The organism is Chryseobacterium sp. CS2K3 (genome assembly GCF_059515185.1).
The window spans coordinates 82,098-99,189 of the sequence record NZ_JCAKRW010000005.1 but is presented as its reverse complement, the minus strand read 5'-3'; the positions used below and the strand labels follow the sequence as shown (position 1 = coordinate 99,189).

The 17,092-nt window shown below is 34.9% G+C and carries 17 protein-coding genes and 1 other RNA gene; 7 read left to right on the top strand and 11 right to left on the bottom strand.

Annotated elements, in window-relative coordinates; translation table 11 throughout:
• Nucleotides 1–65: 65 nt before the first annotated feature.
• On the bottom strand, nucleotides 66–2,681 hold the full coding sequence (locus tag AC5YGG_RS10015; protein WP_496144367.1) for a valine--tRNA ligase: 2,616 nt from the start codon (nucleotides 2,679–2,681) through the stop codon (nucleotides 66–68).
• A gap of 128 nt (nucleotides 2,682–2,809) precedes the next feature.
• Here AC5YGG_RS10015 and AC5YGG_RS10010 point away from each other — a divergent pair, with 128 nt between their 5' ends.
• Nucleotides 2,810–3,274 carry a DUF1573 domain-containing protein gene (locus AC5YGG_RS10010; protein ID WP_496144366.1) on the top strand — a complete coding sequence of 155 codons (465 nt, stop codon included), beginning with the start codon at nucleotides 2,810–2,812 and terminating at the stop codon, nucleotides 3,272–3,274.
• Nucleotides 3,275–3,524: 250 nt separating this feature from the next.
• The gene (locus tag AC5YGG_RS10005; RefSeq protein WP_496144365.1) at nucleotides 3,525–4,394 is read left to right on the top strand and encodes a polyphosphate kinase 2 family protein; all 870 of its coding nucleotides are present in this window, start codon (nucleotides 3,525–3,527) and stop codon (nucleotides 4,392–4,394) included.
• A gap of 57 nt (nucleotides 4,395–4,451) precedes the next feature.
• Here the strand turns inward: AC5YGG_RS10005 and rnpB are convergent.
• An RNA gene (gene rnpB, locus AC5YGG_RS10000) (RNase P RNA component class A) lies at nucleotides 4,452–4,776 on the bottom strand.
• Nucleotides 4,777–5,020: 244 nt separating this feature from the next.
• Here rnpB and AC5YGG_RS09995 point away from each other — a divergent pair.
• The 3 genes from AC5YGG_RS09995 to AC5YGG_RS09985 are packed head-to-tail and all read left to right on the top strand — an operon-like array spanning nucleotide 5,021 to nucleotide 7,862.
• Nucleotides 5,021–5,512 carry an RNA polymerase sigma factor gene (locus AC5YGG_RS09995; RefSeq protein ID WP_045500386.1) on the top strand — a complete coding sequence of 164 codons (492 nt, stop codon included), beginning with the start codon at nucleotides 5,021–5,023 and terminating at the stop codon, nucleotides 5,510–5,512.
• Nucleotides 5,505–6,179 carry a DUF8845 family protein gene (locus AC5YGG_RS09990; protein WP_065394927.1) on the top strand — a complete coding sequence of 225 codons (675 nt, stop codon included), beginning with the start codon at nucleotides 5,505–5,507 and terminating at the stop codon, nucleotides 6,177–6,179. The genes AC5YGG_RS09995 and AC5YGG_RS09990 overlap by 8 nt, the downstream gene beginning before the upstream one ends.
• 60 nt (nucleotides 6,180–6,239) lie before the next feature.
• A complete protein-coding gene (locus tag AC5YGG_RS09985; RefSeq protein ID WP_496144364.1) occupies nucleotides 6,240–7,862 on the top strand; it encodes an AMP-binding protein in 1,623 nt (540 codons plus the stop codon).
• Nucleotides 7,863–8,157: 295 nt separating this feature from the next.
• On the opposite strand, the gene rpoN is transcribed toward AC5YGG_RS09985, so the two are convergent.
• The 5 genes from rpoN to AC5YGG_RS09960 all read right to left on the bottom strand — a co-directional run bounded on the left by rpoN (nucleotide 8,158) and on the right by AC5YGG_RS09960 (nucleotide 13,309).
• A complete protein-coding gene (gene rpoN, locus AC5YGG_RS09980) occupies nucleotides 8,158–9,621 on the bottom strand; it encodes an RNA polymerase factor sigma-54 (RefSeq protein ID WP_496144363.1) in 1,464 nt (487 codons plus the stop codon).
• Between the two features lie 160 nt (nucleotides 9,622–9,781).
• Complete coding sequence (gene asnS, locus AC5YGG_RS09975) at nucleotides 9,782–11,230, bottom strand: asparagine--tRNA ligase (protein WP_496144362.1); 1,449 nt, start codon at nucleotides 11,228–11,230, stop codon at nucleotides 9,782–9,784.
• A 197-nt stretch (nucleotides 11,231–11,427) separates the two neighbouring features.
• Complete coding sequence (locus AC5YGG_RS09970; protein ID WP_496144361.1) at nucleotides 11,428–12,087, bottom strand: LA_2272 family surface repeat-containing protein; 660 nt, start codon at nucleotides 12,085–12,087, stop codon at nucleotides 11,428–11,430.
• Complete coding sequence (locus AC5YGG_RS09965; protein WP_496144360.1) at nucleotides 12,084–12,584, bottom strand: hypothetical protein; 501 nt, start codon at nucleotides 12,582–12,584, stop codon at nucleotides 12,084–12,086. The genes AC5YGG_RS09970 and AC5YGG_RS09965 overlap by 4 nt, the downstream gene beginning before the upstream one ends.
• Before the next feature lie 74 nt (nucleotides 12,585–12,658).
• Nucleotides 12,659–13,309, bottom strand: coding sequence for a hypothetical protein (locus AC5YGG_RS09960; protein WP_496144359.1), 651 nt, complete (start codon nucleotides 13,307–13,309; stop codon nucleotides 12,659–12,661).
• 106 nt (nucleotides 13,310–13,415) lie between these two features.
• On the opposite strand from AC5YGG_RS09960, the gene AC5YGG_RS09955 reads away from it, so the two are divergent.
• On the top strand, nucleotides 13,416–14,342 hold the full coding sequence (locus AC5YGG_RS09955) for a helix-turn-helix domain-containing protein (RefSeq protein ID WP_496144358.1): 927 nt from the start codon (nucleotides 13,416–13,418) through the stop codon (nucleotides 14,340–14,342).
• 20 nt (nucleotides 14,343–14,362) lie between these two features.
• Nucleotides 14,363–14,641 carry a hypothetical protein gene (locus tag AC5YGG_RS09950; protein ID WP_496144357.1) on the top strand — a complete coding sequence of 93 codons (279 nt, stop codon included), beginning with the start codon at nucleotides 14,363–14,365 and terminating at the stop codon, nucleotides 14,639–14,641.
• Between the two features lie 140 nt (nucleotides 14,642–14,781).
• On the opposite strand, the gene AC5YGG_RS09945 is transcribed toward AC5YGG_RS09950, so the two are convergent.
• The 4 genes from AC5YGG_RS09945 to AC5YGG_RS09930 form a co-directional block, all read right to left on the bottom strand.
• Nucleotides 14,782–15,165 (bottom strand): ribosome maturation factor RimM, encoded by a 384-nt coding sequence (locus AC5YGG_RS09945; RefSeq protein WP_496144356.1) that lies wholly within the window; start codon nucleotides 15,163–15,165, stop codon nucleotides 14,782–14,784.
• A 14-nt stretch (nucleotides 15,166–15,179) separates the two neighbouring features.
• Nucleotides 15,180–15,734: a 30S ribosomal protein S16 gene (locus AC5YGG_RS09940; protein WP_438562902.1), complete on the bottom strand. Its 555-nt coding sequence runs from the start codon at nucleotides 15,732–15,734 to the stop codon at nucleotides 15,180–15,182.
• Nucleotides 15,735–15,909: 175 nt separating this feature from the next.
• Nucleotides 15,910–16,419, bottom strand: coding sequence for a nitroreductase family protein (locus AC5YGG_RS09935; protein WP_496144355.1), 510 nt, complete (start codon nucleotides 16,417–16,419; stop codon nucleotides 15,910–15,912).
• A gap of 220 nt (nucleotides 16,420–16,639) precedes the next feature.
• On the bottom strand, nucleotides 16,640–17,089 hold the full coding sequence (locus AC5YGG_RS09930; RefSeq protein ID WP_496144354.1) for a hypothetical protein: 450 nt from the start codon (nucleotides 17,087–17,089) through the stop codon (nucleotides 16,640–16,642).
• Nucleotides 17,090–17,092 lie beyond the last annotated feature (3 nt).

The following is a 17,092-nucleotide window of genomic DNA, read 5'->3' as shown; positions in this document are numbered from 1 at the left end:
AAGGCTTCGACTCCGCTCAGCCTGACATTCCAACAACTACTCTACCCAATTGGGTTTATATTTATTTATAGACTTTTCAGCTTCTCTTCCAAGATTGCAATCTTATCAAGAGCATCTTTTTGTTTCTTACGCTCTACCTCTACAATTTCAGGCTTAGCATTCGCTACAAATTTTTCGTTGGAAAGCTTTTTATCTACTGAAATTAAAAATCCTTTCAGATATTTTAATTCTTCTTCAGTTTTAGTTTTTTCTTCTCCTAAATCTAGGTTTTCACTTAGAGGAATTGAAACTTCCGTTGCTCCAACCAGGAATGTAAAGCTTGGCTTATCTGTTTTCTGTCCGAAATGAATTTCCGAAACGTTAGCAAGTTTTCTTATTACTGCTTCATTAGCAAATTCAGAGGCATTGGTATATATTTCAGCGGCTTCTCTTGGTGAAATACCTTTGGTCTGACGGTAATTTCTAACTCCGGAGATCAGTTCGGCTGCTGTTTCAAAGTTTTTAATAATTGCTTCATCAAATGCTCCTGCTTCTTTCTGCTGAGCAATCATTAAAGCTTCCTCGATGCTTCTTTCTGAGATTGTCTGCCATAGCTCTTCTGTTAAGAAAGGCATGAAAGGATGAAGTAATTTCATCAATTCTTCAAAGAAGTAAATTGTTTTATCATACACTTCTTTAGAAATACCTTCTCCGTAGTTAGGTTTAATTGCTTCAAGATACCAACCACAAAAATCATCCCAAATTAATTTATAGATCAAGTGAAGGGCATCAGAGATTCTGAATTTCTCAAACTGATCATTAATTTCAGCGATGGTTTTATTTAATTTATTTTCAAACCATTCTATTGCCTGGTTATCTGTAGCTATTGCTGGCTTATCTTCATGATTCCACATGTTGATCAGACGGAATGCATTCCAGATTTTCGTCATGAAGTTTCTTCCCTGAAGCATCAGATCTTCATCAAAAAGAAGGTCGTTTCCTGCTGCCGAGCTTAATAGAATTCCTACACGAACCCCGTCAGCACCATATTTATCCATTAATTCAAGAGGATCCGGAGAGTTTCCTAACGATTTTGACATCTTTCTTCTCTGCTTGTCTCTTACAATTCCTGTGAAATAAACATTTTTGAAAGGAACTTCTTTTCTATATTCCAATCCAGCCATGATCATTCTTGCTACCCAGAAGAAAATGATATCCGGTCCTGTTACCAGGTCAGAAGTTGGATAATAATAATTGATATCTTTATTTTCAGGATCAAGTAATCCATCGAATACAGACATTGGCCATAGCCATGAAGAGAACCATGTATCTAATGCATCATCATCCTGTCTAAGTTCTGCTATTGTTAACTCCTGGTTTCCAGTTTTTTGTTTTGCTAATTCTAAAGCTCCTTCTTTTGTTTCAGCTACTACAAAGTCTTCATCTCCCGCTCCATAGTAATATGCAGGAATTTGCTGTCCCCACCAAAGCTGACGTGAAATATTCCAGTCGCGGATGTTTTCCATCCAGTGCTTATAAGTATTCTTGAACTTCTCAGGATAGAATTTTACCTCATCATCCATCACTACATCTAAAGCAGGTTTAGCAATTTCAGACATTTTAAGGAACCACTGTACTGAAACTTTCGGTTCAATAACAGCACCTGTTCTTTCTGAAGTTCCTACTTTATTTACATAGTCTTCTGCCTTTAATAAAAGATCTTTTTCTTCTAATTCTTTTGCGATTTGCTTTCTTACATCAAATCTGTTTTTCCCTGCATAATGTAAACCGTGCTCATTAAGATTTCCGTCATCATCTAAAGCATCAATCATCTTTAACTGATGTTTTTGTCCGATTTCGTAGTCATTAATATCGTGTGCAGGAGTAATTTTCAAAGCACCTGTTCCGAACTCAATGTCTACATATTCATCTTCAATGATAGGAATTACTCTGTTAACAATTGGAACGATTACATTTTTACCTTTTAAATGAGCATATCTCTCATCATTAGGGTTAATGCACACCGCCGTATCCCCAAAAATTGTTTCAGGACGTGTGGTAGCTACTGAAAGGAACTCTTCTGAACCTTCAATCTTATATTTAAGGAAATATAGTTTTCCGTTCTGCTCTTTAAATATTACCTCTTCATCTGAAATATTGGTCTTTGCTTCCGGATCCCAGTTTACCATTCTGTAACCTCTATAGATCAATCCTTTATTGTAAAGATCTACAAAACTTTTGATAACCTGCTGTGAAAGCTTGTCTTCCATCGTGAAACGGGTTCTGTCCCAGTCACAAGAACATCCTAATTTTTTAAGCTGTTCAAGGATTGTTCCTCCGTATTTATTAGTCCATTCCCAAGCGTGCTCAAGGAATTGTTCACGGGTAATATCCGACTTATTGACTCCTTCAGACTTCAATTTAGCAACAACTTTAGCTTCGGTAGCAATGGAAGCGTGATCTGTTCCCGGAATCCAACAAGCATTAAATCCGCGCATTCTTGCACGACGGACCAGAACATCTTGAATGGTATTGTTCAGCATATGCCCCATGTGTAATATACCCGTCACGTTTGGTGGCGGAATAACAATGGTATATGGTGGTTTATCATTAGGCTCTGAGTGGAAATATTTGTTTTCCAACCAGTAATTGTACCATTTTTGTTCTGTTTCCTGTGGATTGTACTTTTCTGAAATCTGCATAAATTCTATTTCTTTGGCTTGCAATTTGCAAAAATAGTCTAAAGAAAAAAATTTTTAAGCATGAATTAAAATAATTTTTAACTTTGTTTCACAAAATTTATCTAACAAACATATTAACATTCAAGAATATGAAGAAATTAATCGCAGGAATTGCATTATTCGGAACATTTGCTTTAGCATCTGCACAAACTATTACGTTTGATAAAACTACTTTTGACTATGGTACTATTAAGCCAAATTCTGAAGGTACAAGATTCTTTACAGTAACGAACACAGGTGATAAGCCTTTGATCCTTTCAAACGTAAAACCTTCTTGTGGATGTACAACTCCTGAATTTAGCCAAGATCCAATTATGCCAGGAAAATCTGCTAAAATCAAAGTTGGATACAACACTGCTCTTACAGGAGGATTCAACAAAATGATCGAAGTATTTTCTAATGACCCTGCAAACAGCAGAAGTGTAATCTATATCAAAGGTAATGTAGATCCTAATGCTCCAGAAGCAAAAGTATTGACTCCTGCTGAACAGAAAGAAGCTGCTAAAGCTGAGAAAAAAGCTGCTAAACTAGCTAAAAAAACTGCTGCGAAGTAAGCTCTACTTAAAAAATAAAGAAACCGTCTCCATGGAGGCGGTTTTTTTATTACATTTAGGTGTAGTATTAGAAGAGGTGAATTATTTGGATTAATTATTGCAACTTAATATGGCTGTTAGGTTTGGGCTAAAGCCTACCTCTATTGATGAAATCTGATATTCATTTAAAATTTATCAATAAAATCTTTTAATCTTTTAATCTTTTAATCTTTTAATCTTTTAATCTTTTAATCTTTTAATCAAAAAACATATGGACACCAATTTCTCAGATGATTTTAAAGTAAACGGAAAATTTTCAATAAAAAAAGCGGCTACATCTTATAAGGGTAAACTTACAAAAGAAGAAGGTACACAATTATTAATTCAGGAAAAAGAAAAGCTTCGTGAACTTCAGGAGAAGCTTTATGCTGATGGAAGCCAATCTTTACTGGTTGTGCTTCAGGCTATGGATGCAGCGGGGAAAGACAGTATGATTGAGCATGTTTTTGGCGGGGTAAATCCACAGGGTTGCAATGTGACAAGTTTCAAAACTCCCAGTTCTAAAGAATATTCACATGATTTTTTATGGAGACATTACCTTGCTTTACCTCAAAAAGGAATGATCGGAATTTTTAACCGTTCTCATTATGAAAGTGTCTTGGTATGTAAGGTTCATCCTGAATATAATTTAAGTGAAAAAACCTGGTCATCAGTAAAGGATTTTGACAACAAATTCTGGGAAAACCGTTACGAAAGTATTCGAAATTTTGAAAAACATCTTGCTCAGAACGGAACAACCATCATCAAAATTTTCTTACATGTATCCAAAGATGAACAAAAGAAAAGGCTTCTGGACAGAATAAATGAACCGGATAAAAACTGGAAATTCTCTTCTGGAGATCTTCCGGAAAGAGCTTTGTTTGATCAGTATATGGAGGCATACGAAACGGCTATTAATGAAACCTCAAAGGATCATGCACCATGGTATATACTTCCGGCTGACAATAAATGGTTTGCAAGAATGGCTGCCATCCAGATTATCATAGATACTCTTGAAAAGATGAAGCTTAAATATCCCCAACTGTCTGAAAAAGATAAGCAGGGACTTTTAGAATCCAAAAAGATACTTGAAAACGAATAAATAAAAATCCTCAGAACTGTCTGAGGATTTTTTATTGCTATTGATATTCATTAAAAAATTACGAGAAAATCTATAAGCCGGATTTTGTCCTTCCGAAGAAGTGCCTGTTATTTATCTACGTCTTACATTGCTGCAAGACTTGAGCTGATTACCCCTCGGTTTTCAGGACGAGCCGCCCCTATTTCCATTGCTGAAAAGAACCGATATACTTACCATTGCACCGCAAAGAGTTTACCTGGTTTCACTACAGCCGAACTGTACCTGCTTTCTGTTGCACTTGTCCTACCCTCACGGGTGACGGATGTTATCCGCTTTGCTGCTCTATGGTGTCCGGACTTTCCTACCTCCCGTAAAACGGGAAATCAACAAGCCGATTTTCTCGTGGGACAAAGATACGCAAATTTTACGGTAAAAATATAAGAGGCTGGAAGCTGGAAGCGAGAGACTGGAAGTTATTGAGGTATGAAGACTGAGCTATAAGACATTTCATATTATTTTTTCAAGGCTAACTTGTCTGATACTACTTTTCGGTTTCCCGGCATCATCAAAATTATCTTTCATGACTTCATCATAATTATTCTTCCCCAGTTTCCACATTATTATTATCTTCGTAGCGTTATACATCTATGGATTCCAGAGAGAAAGAATTTGCACAGCTTATCAAAGATAATCAGGGTTTGATTATTAAGGTATCGCGTCTGTATACCAATTCTCTGGAAGATGAAGAAGATCTTTTTCAGGAGATTGTTTTACAACTTTGGAGAAGTTATGATTCTTTTAAAGGAAATTCTAAAATTTCCACATGGATGTACCGTGTAGCGCTTAATACAGCCATTACCCTCTTTAGAAAAAAAAGCAAAAGCCTTCCAACCAATGAACTGGACATCAACCATAAAGATTTTGTGGAAGATGATGATGAAAAACAACAACAGATATCGCTTTTGTATACTGTAATCAAGACTCTTCCTAATATAGAAAGAGCCATTGTCATGATGTATCTTGATGATCTGCCTTACAAGGATATTGCAGAAAACCTCGGGATCACCGAAGTAAATGCACGCGTGAAAATGAACAGATTAAAGAAAACCCTTAAAGAACAGATGGAAAAATATGCCTGAATTTGATTTAGATAGCTTTAAGAAAACATGGCAGGAACAACCTGTTCAGCCAAAATATGACAACCTTGAGATTCTTCAGATGTTGAACAGGAAGTCACGTAATTATATTAAATATATTTTCTGGATCAGCGTTGTAGAATTTCTGTTCTTCTCCGTTGCGGGATTGTTTTACTTCTTTCAGGAGGAAGAATCAGACAGCTTCCGTAAAATGCTTGAAAGACTTGGGGCACAGGAAGCTCCGGAGGTGGAAAATAATTTCGGACACGCTTATCTTGCCATAAAAATTCTCAGCTTACTCATCACTGCGTATTTCGTTCTGAAATTCTATCAAAATTATCGTAGAATCAAGATTGAAGAAAATCTTAAAGGGCTTATTACCCGAATTATTAATTTCAAAAAAACAGTCAATGCATTTATCCTTATCAGTATTGTATTATTGATTGCATTTATGCTTGTATTAACATCGTTTATTTTTTATACTTTAAATTCTCAGAATATACAGCCTACCAGCTCTAACCTTACTATTTTTATTGTTGGAATTATAGTCAGTACCTTACTCGCTATATCCATGATTTGGGTTTACTACAGACTGGTATATGGCAGTATTATTAAAAAACTTGATAAAAACCTGAAACAGCTTAAAGAAATAAACTCACAGGAAAATTAATATCCATAGGCTATAGTTCAAGATATTATTGTTAATTTTATTTCACCAAATCTTTTTACTATGCCTTTATCTTATGTTTATGGTGCCTCAGGGGTTCCATTATTAGGACAGACTATCGGAGCCAATCTTAAAAGTACTGTCGAAAAATATCCCAATCAGGAAGCATTAGTCTGCGTTCATCAGGATTACAGAGCTACTTATCAGGAATTTTACAATCAAACAACAGCTGTTGCCAAAGCATTGATATTTTTAGGTGCTAAAACCGGTGACCGAGTAGGAATATGGTCTTCCAACCGCTATGAATGGGTATTATTACAGTATGCAACGGCAAGAATCGGGACTATTTTAGTCAATATTAATCCCGCATACAGAACTCATGAGCTAACCTATGTTCTTAATCAATCTGAAGTTCGTTTTATTTTTTCTTCTTTAAACTTTAAATCCAGCAATTACAAAGAAATGGTAGAATATGCCAAAGAGGTATGTCCTACTCTTGAACATGAGATTTTCTTTGATGATAATTGGGAAACATTTGTAAATAACGGACAGGAGATATCGGATGAAGTTCTTCACAGTTTTGAGGAACACGTACAGTTTGATGATCCGGTAAATATCCAATATACATCCGGTACCACAGGTTTTCCTAAAGGAGTAACTCTTTCACACCATAATATTCTGAACAACGGTTATTTTATTGGAATACGATTAAAATACACTGAAAAAGACCGTGTCTGCATTCCTGTCCCATTTTATCACTGCTTCGGAATGGTCATTGGAAATATGTGCTGTACAGCTCACGGAGCCTGCATGGTTATTCCTAATGACAGCTTTGATCCCGATATTACATTAAAAACAGTTTCGGATGAAAAATGCACCTCTTTATACGGTGTTCCAACCATGTTCATTGCAGAACTGGCAGTAAAAGATTTTGATACCTATAATTTTTCAAGCTTAAGAACTGGTGTCATGGCTGGTTCCGTATGCCCCCCGGAAATTATGAAAAAGGTAGAAAACCTCATGAACATTAAAGAAATGAGCATCTGCTATGGAATGACGGAAACTTCTCCCGTATCCACACAGACTTTAATTGGAACACCATTGGAAAAACAGGTAAGCACTGTAGGAACTGTTCAAGATCATCTTGAAATAAAGATTATAGATGAAAATGGAAGAATTCTGAAACGCGGCGAACACGGTGAACTTTGTACAAGAGGATATTCTGTCATGCTAAAGTATTGGAATGATCCTGAGAACACAAAAAAAGTGCTGGACGACGCCCGATGGATGCATACCGGTGACATGGCTGTAATGGACAAAGACGGATATATTACCATTTCCGGAAGAATTAAAGACCTAATTATTCGTGGCGGAGAAAATATCTCTCCTAAAGAAATTGAAGATTTTTTATACACTTATACCCACATTCTGGATGTACAGATCATTGGAGTTCCCAGTGAGAAATTTGGCGAAGAAGTAATGGCTTGGGTAAAGGTGAGAAAAGGATTTAATATTACTGAAGAAGAATTATTAGAGTACTGCAAGGGAAGAATTGCTCATTATAAAGTTCCGAAGTATTGGAAGTTTGTGGATGAATTTCCGATGACAATTTCCGGCAAAATAAGAAAAGTGGAAATGAGGGAGATCTCTATGAAAGAACTTGGTCTGGAAAGTTATAAAGCTTAACTGGAAGGTTTAACCACAAAGTCACAAAAGTTTTTGAACACTTTAGTTATTTTAAGGTACTACTAACTGTTTGAGAAGGGCACTTAAGTTATTGAAAATCTCTTATTTTATTGATATTATAATGAATATTACAGTTGAAGGACCGTATATTCCCCTCCTCTGGAGGGGTGGCAAAAATTCAAAGAATTTTTGACGGGGTGGTTTCATGAAAACAATCATTAATAAACAACCCCACTTTCAATGATACCCAATACAAACAAAAAAGCATTTCAAATTGAAATGCTTTTTCTATTCTTTAAAGTTCTTTTCTTAATCTTGCTACAGGAATATTGAGCTGTTCACGATATTTAGCAATCGTTCTTCTTGCAATATTATAACCCTGTTCTTTTAAAATTACCACTAAGGCATCATCCGTTAATGGTTTTCTCTTATTCTCTTTGCTGATCACTTCCTGAAGATGTGTTTTAATCTCTTTTGTAGAAACTTCTTCCCCATCATCATTCGTTAAGCTGTCCGAGAACAGATCTTTAAGATAAACAATACCGTTTGGAGTATCAGCATATTTACTTTTCACAACTCTTGAGATCGTAGAAATATCAAAACCTGTAATATCTGCAACATCTTTCAAGATCATTGGTTTTAAAGATTTCTCATCCCCCGTAATAAAGTAATCTTTCTGAAACTTAACGATAGCTGTAATCGTCTGCAATAATGTATTCTGACGCTGATTAATTGCATCAATATACCATTTTGCAGCATCCAGTTTCTGCTTGATAAACAAAGCTGCCTGTTTATGCTCAGAAGAGTTTTTATCGTGAGAATAGGTAGTAAGAATGTCTTTATATTCCTCCGAAACTCTTAAAGTAGGAGCATTTTTACTGTTAAGCATAGGAATTACCTGTCCATCTTTCACCTGGATCACAAAATCCGGGATAATTTCCTGGTTAATGGTAATCGTTTGGGTATCGAAATTTCCTCCCACTTTTGGTGACAGTTTTGAAATTTCATCCAGCGCATCCTTCAGATCATCTTCTTCAATATCATATTTCTGGATAATCTTATTGTAATGCTTATTTGTCAAAGCATCAAACTGATATCTCAGAATATTGGCAGCTAAAGAAACAGCTTTGTCTGAACTTACTTTCTTTTCAATCTGCAATAGCAAACATTCCTGCAGTCCTCTCGCTCCCACACCAGGCGGATCAAGCTTCTGAACATAATTTTCTAATATATCCTCTATCCTTTCTTTGGTAGTGTAGATTCCTTGGGAAAAAGCCAGATCATCAACAATAGATTTGATCTCTCTTCTCAGATACCCGTCAGTATCTAAGTTTCCGATCAAATATTCTGCAATTTTAAGATCTTCATCACTGATATTTACCAGATGAATCTGTTCCATCAGGTAATCATATAATGACTGTCCTTCTGTTAAAAGACTTTCATTATCAAATTCCTCATCATCCGGAGAGTAGTTGCTGGACGCGGTTTTATAGCTTGGTTCGTCGTCATAGATGTACTCATTAACGTCGAAGTCTGTTTCAATGCTTTCTGTACCCTCATCCTGATAAGCGTCTTCTAATGAAGAATAATCATCTTCCTTAGAATCATCCTTTGCAATTTCCAAAGCAGGGTTTTCTTCTAACTCCCTCTCCAACTCCTCTTCAAATTCAAGAGTATGAAGCTGAATAAGCTTCATTAACTGGATCTGCTGAGGTGCCAGCTTCTGTCCTAATTTGAGTTGTAAGTGTTGTTTAAGCATATTAATATTGGCGTTTTAACATAACATATTCTACGAATTTAATAAATTTATTTGACAAAAAGTACATTTAGCATGATTTTTGCTTCATACATCTAATATAATAAACTATTAATAAATAAAAAAAGCCTTAAACAAAATGTTAAGGCTTTTTTTTATTCTTCTAGAATTCAGCGCTTTTCGGCGTTCTTGGGAAAGGAATTACGTCTCTGATATTTGTCATTCCTGTTACGAAAAGAACCAGTCTTTCCAATCCTAAACCGAAGCCTGCATGCGGCACAGAACCGAATTTTCGGGTATCAAGGTACCACCAAAGTTCGTGCTCATCTACATGCATATCTGCCATTTTCTGTTTTAATACATCTAATCTTGCTTCTCTTTCTGATCCACCGATGATTTCACCGATACCTGGGAAAAGAACGTCCATTGCAGCAACTGTTTTGTTGTCTTCGTTCAGCTTCATATAGAAAGCTTTGATTTCTTTTGGATAATCAAACAATACAACCGGGCATTCGAAATGTTTTTCTACAAGATATCTTTCATGCTCAGACTGAAGATCAGCTCCCCATTTCTCAACAGGATAAGCAAATTTCCCCTTCTTGTTTTCTTTTGAGTTCAATAAGATCTCGATAGCTTCTGTATAGCTTACACGTTTGAAACGCTTTGCTACTACATTCTGAAGTTTTTCGATAAGACCTTCTTTTGCTCTTTCCTTTTCCGGTTTTGTCTTTTGCTCTTCTGCAAAACGGTTATCTAAGAATTCCAGATCGTCTTTACAGTTATCCAATACATACTGGATCACATATTTTAAGAAATCTTCCGCAAGGTCGATGTTATCTTCAAGGTTGTTGAATGCTACTTCCGGCTCAATCATCCAGAATTCTGCAAGGTGTCTTGTTGTATTTGAATTTTCAGCACGGAAAGTAGGTCCGAATGTATAAATTCTTCCTAATCCCATAGCAGCAGTTTCTCCTTCAAGCTGTCCTGAAACCGTAAGGTTGGTTTTCTTACCAAAGAAATCCTGAGCGAAATCAATTTCTCCCTCTTCTGTTCTTGGCATATTATTCAGATCGAAGTTGGTAACTCCGAACATTTCTCCCGCTCCTTCAGCATCAGCTCCTGTAATAACCGGAGTGTTGATATAGAAGAACTGGTTTTGGTTGAAGAATGAATGAACGGCAAAGCTTACTGCGTGACGTACTCTGAAAACAGCCCCAAACAAATTGGTTCTGAATCTTAAGTGTGCCTGCTCACGAAGTTTCTCTAAACTGTGTTTTTTAGGTTGAAGAATGGTGCTTTGAAGCTCTTCTGTAAAGTTATCTCCTAAAATAATGATCTTTTTAGCAACAATTTCTACAGATTGTCCTGCTCCCTGGCTTTCCACTACTTCACCTACCACTTTAAGAGAAGAAGCTGTGCTAATATTCTTGATAAGTTCTTCATCAAAATTTTCGAAATCAACAACTATCTGCAAATTATTAATCGTAGAACCATCATTAAGTGCAATAAAGCGATTAGCACGGAATGATCTTACCCATCCGTAAACTGTAATGTCATGATGTAATACTTTCTTGTAATCCTTTAGGATTTCTTTGATCGTTTGCTTTTTCATTTGTTGATAATAAATTTTTGTATAAAAATTAATGGTTGCAAAGTTACAAAAAAACGGCGCAACTTGATGATTGCGCCGTCTTTAAAAATCATTTATCAATTATTTAATGTATTCAATGAATAAAACTGTTTATTTTTTACTCTTTCCTGCAGCTTAGGAAGAAGAGATTAAAACCTACTTTTTAATCTTTTATGTTTTTAAAAATTAATGATAGGAAAGCTTCTTTTGGCATTTTTGTTCCATAGCCCTATCTGAAGTCCCTTCCCTTTTTTAGACTTATTAATCACCCCTATCTGAACTCCTTTTATTTCATCTGCCCCATTGAAACCACCTATTTGTACCCCTTCCATCTTACCTGATGAATTAAAAGCAGATATGCTCACACCTTTTAATACATCTACATTATTCCCTATCATTGAAATGAATACACCATTTCCTTTATCCATATAATTCATAAGTCCTGAAGCTGAAACGCCACTTACCTTCTTGCTATAATTATAAAGGGAAACAGAAAGTCCGTGATGAGTTACTTCTCTGCCATATCCTGCACTTGAAATATTAAATCCGTTTACAGTAAGCAAACTACTATCATCTCTCGGTTTTGATGGATCATAAAACATCCAGATAACAAGCCCTAAAGGATTAATTTCCAGATTAAAACCATTAATTTTCTGGCTGTATCTACTATTATCCATAAGGCTTCCGCCCAACCCTACAGCAAGCCCATTTACTTCTTTTATTTTTCCACTCAAAGGTGTTATTGAAATAACCTTGCTTTTTGTAGCAACAAGAGAATCTTGTGCATATGCCATTCCTTGAACTAGAAAAAGACCTATTATTAAAAATATTGTTTTCATTGGTTAATTCTTTTATATTTTTCTGCATAATTAATTGTGTATCCGGACCAGAAGAAAAGCAGTAAAGCACCACTATTATCCTTATATTTCTGAATAAGAAGATTTTTATTTTTTGTCAATCCCATTCTTGACTGAGAAACCTGACAGCCTCCTAATAAATAGGGAACTCCATGGCATTTTGAAGTGTAGTTTTTAAGTAAAAGCAGTCCTTTTTTAAGCTCAGCATCATATTTAAAAAGATATTTGACCTCATTTTCCTTTAAAAAGATAAATTGAATTTCATACATTTTGTCTTTCATCAACGGAACAGATTTTATTCTCAACCGATCACAAGTATTAATCAATGGACTTTGCACATCAAGTATATCCCCAACATTCCCTGCTGTACCTGACTTTACATTATCATTCCTTACATATTCGTATCCATTGTACTCATATTCTCCGTCAATCATGTGAACGTTTTCCGTTTTTATTTCCAGCAAATCATCCTTAATCATTGATTTTCTAAAACTCACACAAGAATTCAGGCTAAAAATCATTATCACTGATACTATTATTAAAGCAAACTTTTTCATGGCTTTTGAGTTTTTTGTTTTCTAAAATTCCAATTGATAAAGGGTAATTTTCTTTTTCCGTTCTCATTCCACGCTCCGATCTGTATTCCCCGAAAATCCTCACAACTGTTATACAATGATATTTGAAGTCCTCTGCATTTCTGCCCGACGTTCGCAAAAGGAGCTACAGATACACCTTTTATTTCATGATGTAAATTATAAAGTGGAGAAACAGCCATTCCATTGGTGATGGCATATGAATTAATATTACTTGAAACATTGATCTCCAAACCATTAGTTATTGTAGGCTCCATATTAATAAGAGATAACTGAAGCCCGTTGATTTTATTCATTTTATTTTCAGAAACAATTTCATAGTCATCGTTTAGACTTCCTTTGCTTAATGCATCCGGTAAATTAAAAGCCAGTAAAAAAGGATAAAAAATGCCTACTATATTTGCTCCCATAACCAGTCCGTTTACTTTCTTGGGAATGAGACCATCATCCTCTTCAAAGTATTTGAATAAAACACCATTTATATTTTTCACATTTTTTGACGGCGAAAATCCAAAAACTTTGGGTCTTAAAGAATCTACTTTTAGAACGTCTGATGCATAGATCATGCTACTGAATAAAAGTATTGGTATTAAAAAAAATTGTGTCTTCATAACTTCTAACTTTAAAAATTATAGCTCAAAATTATCCGCCCAATACAGATTTCTGAATGTGAAAACACATTAAAAAAAATACTACATTTGTGAAAATCACAAAACTATGCACCAGGAAGCTTTATTAAAAGAAATCCGGAGAAAAATTGGAGACCGATCACTAAACGACGAGATTGCCAATATTCTTAATATCAGCTATGATGCTGCTCACAGGAGGACTTCACAAAAAGCAAAATTCAGTTTTGAAGAAGCACTGGAACTTGCAAAATATTATCAAATTTCTCTGGATCAGTTTTTAGGTACGGAAAATCAATTGGTTGTTAAGAGAACACAACCTGTAAAAACTACCGAGGATCTTTTAAATTACTTTGAAAATTCACTTAAAATTCTGGATGCATTTCAGGATATTACCAATTCAAAAGTATACTATTCAGCTAAAGACATTCCTTTTTTCTATACCATTTCAGATTCTGTCTTGTCCCGTTTCAAATTTTATGTCTGGATGAATCTTTTGAATCAGGATAAGTTTTTAAGTCCTTTTCATGAGTTTAATATGCAATATCATTCTATTAAAAATGACATGCTTAAAGACCTATATGACAAGCAAAATGTTACAGAAATTTGGAATGACACTACTATCCTGAGTGCTTTAAGACAGATTACTTTTTACTCTGAAATGGGTCTGCTAAGAAAAAATGATATTGAGCTGATTCTTGAAGACCTGAAGAAATTACTAATGGATTTAGAAAATAAAACTTTGGAAAAATCTAATTTTCAGATTTACATCAATGATCTTGTGATTTTGAACAACAGTATTTTGTTTAAAAATGAACAGCAGTGTTCTTTCTTTATCCCTTTCAGTATGTTTGGATACATGATGACCAATGATAAAATTACCTGTGAAGATTCTTTAAGCTATTTTGAACATCAGATCAAAAATTCAAGATCATTGAATGAATCCGGAAACAGGGAAAGAAAGATATTCTTTAATAAAATGTATGAACAGATTGAAAATTTAAATCAAAAATTATAATATCTGATCAACTCTTTATCATGATTATAACATTACCTAATTTTTTCGCAGCTACTGGAATTTGCGCATCAATATTTGTATTCTACAAACTTCTTTTTCGTACAGATTCTTCCTTTTCAAAAAAATTAATCTTTTCAATATTATTTACTTTTTTTGGATTAATACTTTGGGAAGTTATTCAGTTTTTTATGGGTTCTCCTATGGATATTTATGATGTAATGATGACTACTTTAGGTTGTATTCTTACAGCAGGTTTTATAAAAATTCTTTACTCTGAAAAGTCATCACAAAAGATTTAAACATTTAATTATATTTTAAATGTTCTCAATAGAAATATTCCTGAAAATCAACACACAATTGAAATCAGTTTTTAAATGATGAAAATTATTTATGAATAAATGGATGAGCAACAAAGAAATCGACCATCATTAAAAAGAAATTACTCGTCTTTCTTAGAAGGAACCAGAAAAACATCAATAAGACCTTCAGGAAGCACCATTTTAATGGTTCTTTCTTCTCTGTCTACTTCAAGAATCCAGTCTTTGATCATAGGAATTACCACTTCTTTTCCATCCAGATTGGTAATGAAATAGACCTGTGCCGTCTGATCGTTTACAGATCTGATCACTCCACAGTTATTATCATTTTCATCAAAGATTTCAAATCCGATGATTTCGTGATAATAAAATTGTTTTCCTGAAAGTTTAGGTAATGTAGCCAACGGAAGCTCGGGCTGATCGGTATCCAATTTAAGAATAACGTTGCCCGCAAGTCCGTGTCTGCGTGTAATTTTCCCCAACAAATAACAATCTTCTTTACGCATAACAGGAAATGTTCTTAAGCTTCAGTGTTTTCTTCAGTTTCAGCAGCAGCTTCTCCTTCTGTAGCAACTTCTTCAGCAGGTGCGTTTGCAGCTTCTTCAGCAGCTTTAGCATCAGCTTCAGCTTGTGCAGCAGCAGCGATTCTAGCTTCGTTTACTTTTACTTCAGCGTCTAAAGCAGCTTTCTTAGCATCAGCTTTAGCAGTAGCTAAACCTTCAACTTTACCTTGTACTTTAGATTCTTTAGCTTCTAACCAAGCGTTAAATCTTTTTTCAGCTTCAGCTTGATCAAAAGCACCTTTAGCAACACCACCTTGTAAGTGTTTTTTGTAAAGAGCACCTTTGTAAGATAAAATAGCTCTAGCAGTATCAGTAGGCTGAGCACCGTTGTTTAACCACTGTACAGCAGAATCAACGTTCAACTCGATAGTTGCTGGGTTAGTAATTGGGTTGTAAGTTCCTAGTTTCTCGATGAATCTACCATCTCTTCTAGCTCTAGAATCTGCAACCACGATGTGGAAGAAAGGTTTTCCTTTTTTACCGTGTCTTTGTAATCTGATTTTTACTGACATAATGTTTGAATTTTACGGGAGCTCGTCCCAGTTAAATATTTAAGAGTGCAAAGATAAACAAAAATTCTAATTGAACAATTAATAAATGTAACAATTTATCAATCTAACAGTGTAACAATATTTTAAACCTACTTTTCAGGAACTTTATTATTACATTATTATATTGGTACATTCATTATACTTCTCCCATGTAGAAAAGCCCCAGACATTTCTGGTTTTCTTCTATTGTCAAGGATTCTTTAAGATAATCAACAATTTTAGGGGAACTCCAGTAGCAACCTATATTATTAGCAGTACAGCTTAAATACATATTCTGAACCGCCATAGATGTTGCCGCAATCTCTTCCCATTCAGGAACCATTCCACTGAAATTAACAACTATGGAAACGATAACATTTGCTTTATTGATTTTAAAGCCGATATCATTATACTTTTTCTCCAAAAAAAGTTGTTCAGGCTGAGTAGCCTTATAGATAGCCTGCATTTCTGAAGCCAGTTGTGCTTTTTCCTCTCCTTTGAATATTTTAAAACGCCAAGGTTTCGTACGCTTATGATTAGGAGCAAGTGTCGCTGAATGTAAAATTTCATCAATAATCTCCTGAGAGATTTCCGCATCTGTATAATCTTTTGGGAAAATACTTCTTCTTTGTTCTATAATTTCTTTTAAAACTTCTGCTTTATTCATAGAGACAAAAATACAACATGTAAGTTAATTTTCAGGAGGATAAGATAAGATTTTGATATGGGGTTCGGGGTACGAGCTGTTACGTAAGGGATTTTTGAATAAAAGTTTTATGACTGGTAAATATTAGTGATGAATAGTCAGTTGCTTCACTTATCAATTCTGTCAGTCAAATCATTCACAATTCACTTGCGAAGCAAAATTCATTATTGACGATAAAAAATTATAACACCTCCACTATTTTCTGGTGAATTTTATTCAAAGTAAATTCATCTCCGGATTTCATTCCCATCATTTTTTTTGCCATAGGACTTTCCGGGGAAATGGCATAAAAGCGATCCCCTTCAAAGAAAAATTCACCTAATGAAACGGAAATATAAAAACGGGCTTTATTGGTAATTACCAAAGATCCCAGCTGAATTCTTTCTGTAGCGTTATTCAGTACTTTTGCCATATTTCTTTTCAGATCATTCAAAGCGCCAAGCTGCCGTTGCATCTGATAGATTTCCTCCTGCATTTCTTCCCTCATGCTGTCGTACTTTGGTGTCTTTTTAATATCCCGACTGGCTTCCTGAGTAAATTCGATAAAATTTTTAAGCTTCTCAATTTTCTCTGCAATGGTAGTTTTCACAAAGTCTCTGATATCACTTTTTTCAAATACAATCTTCTCCATAAA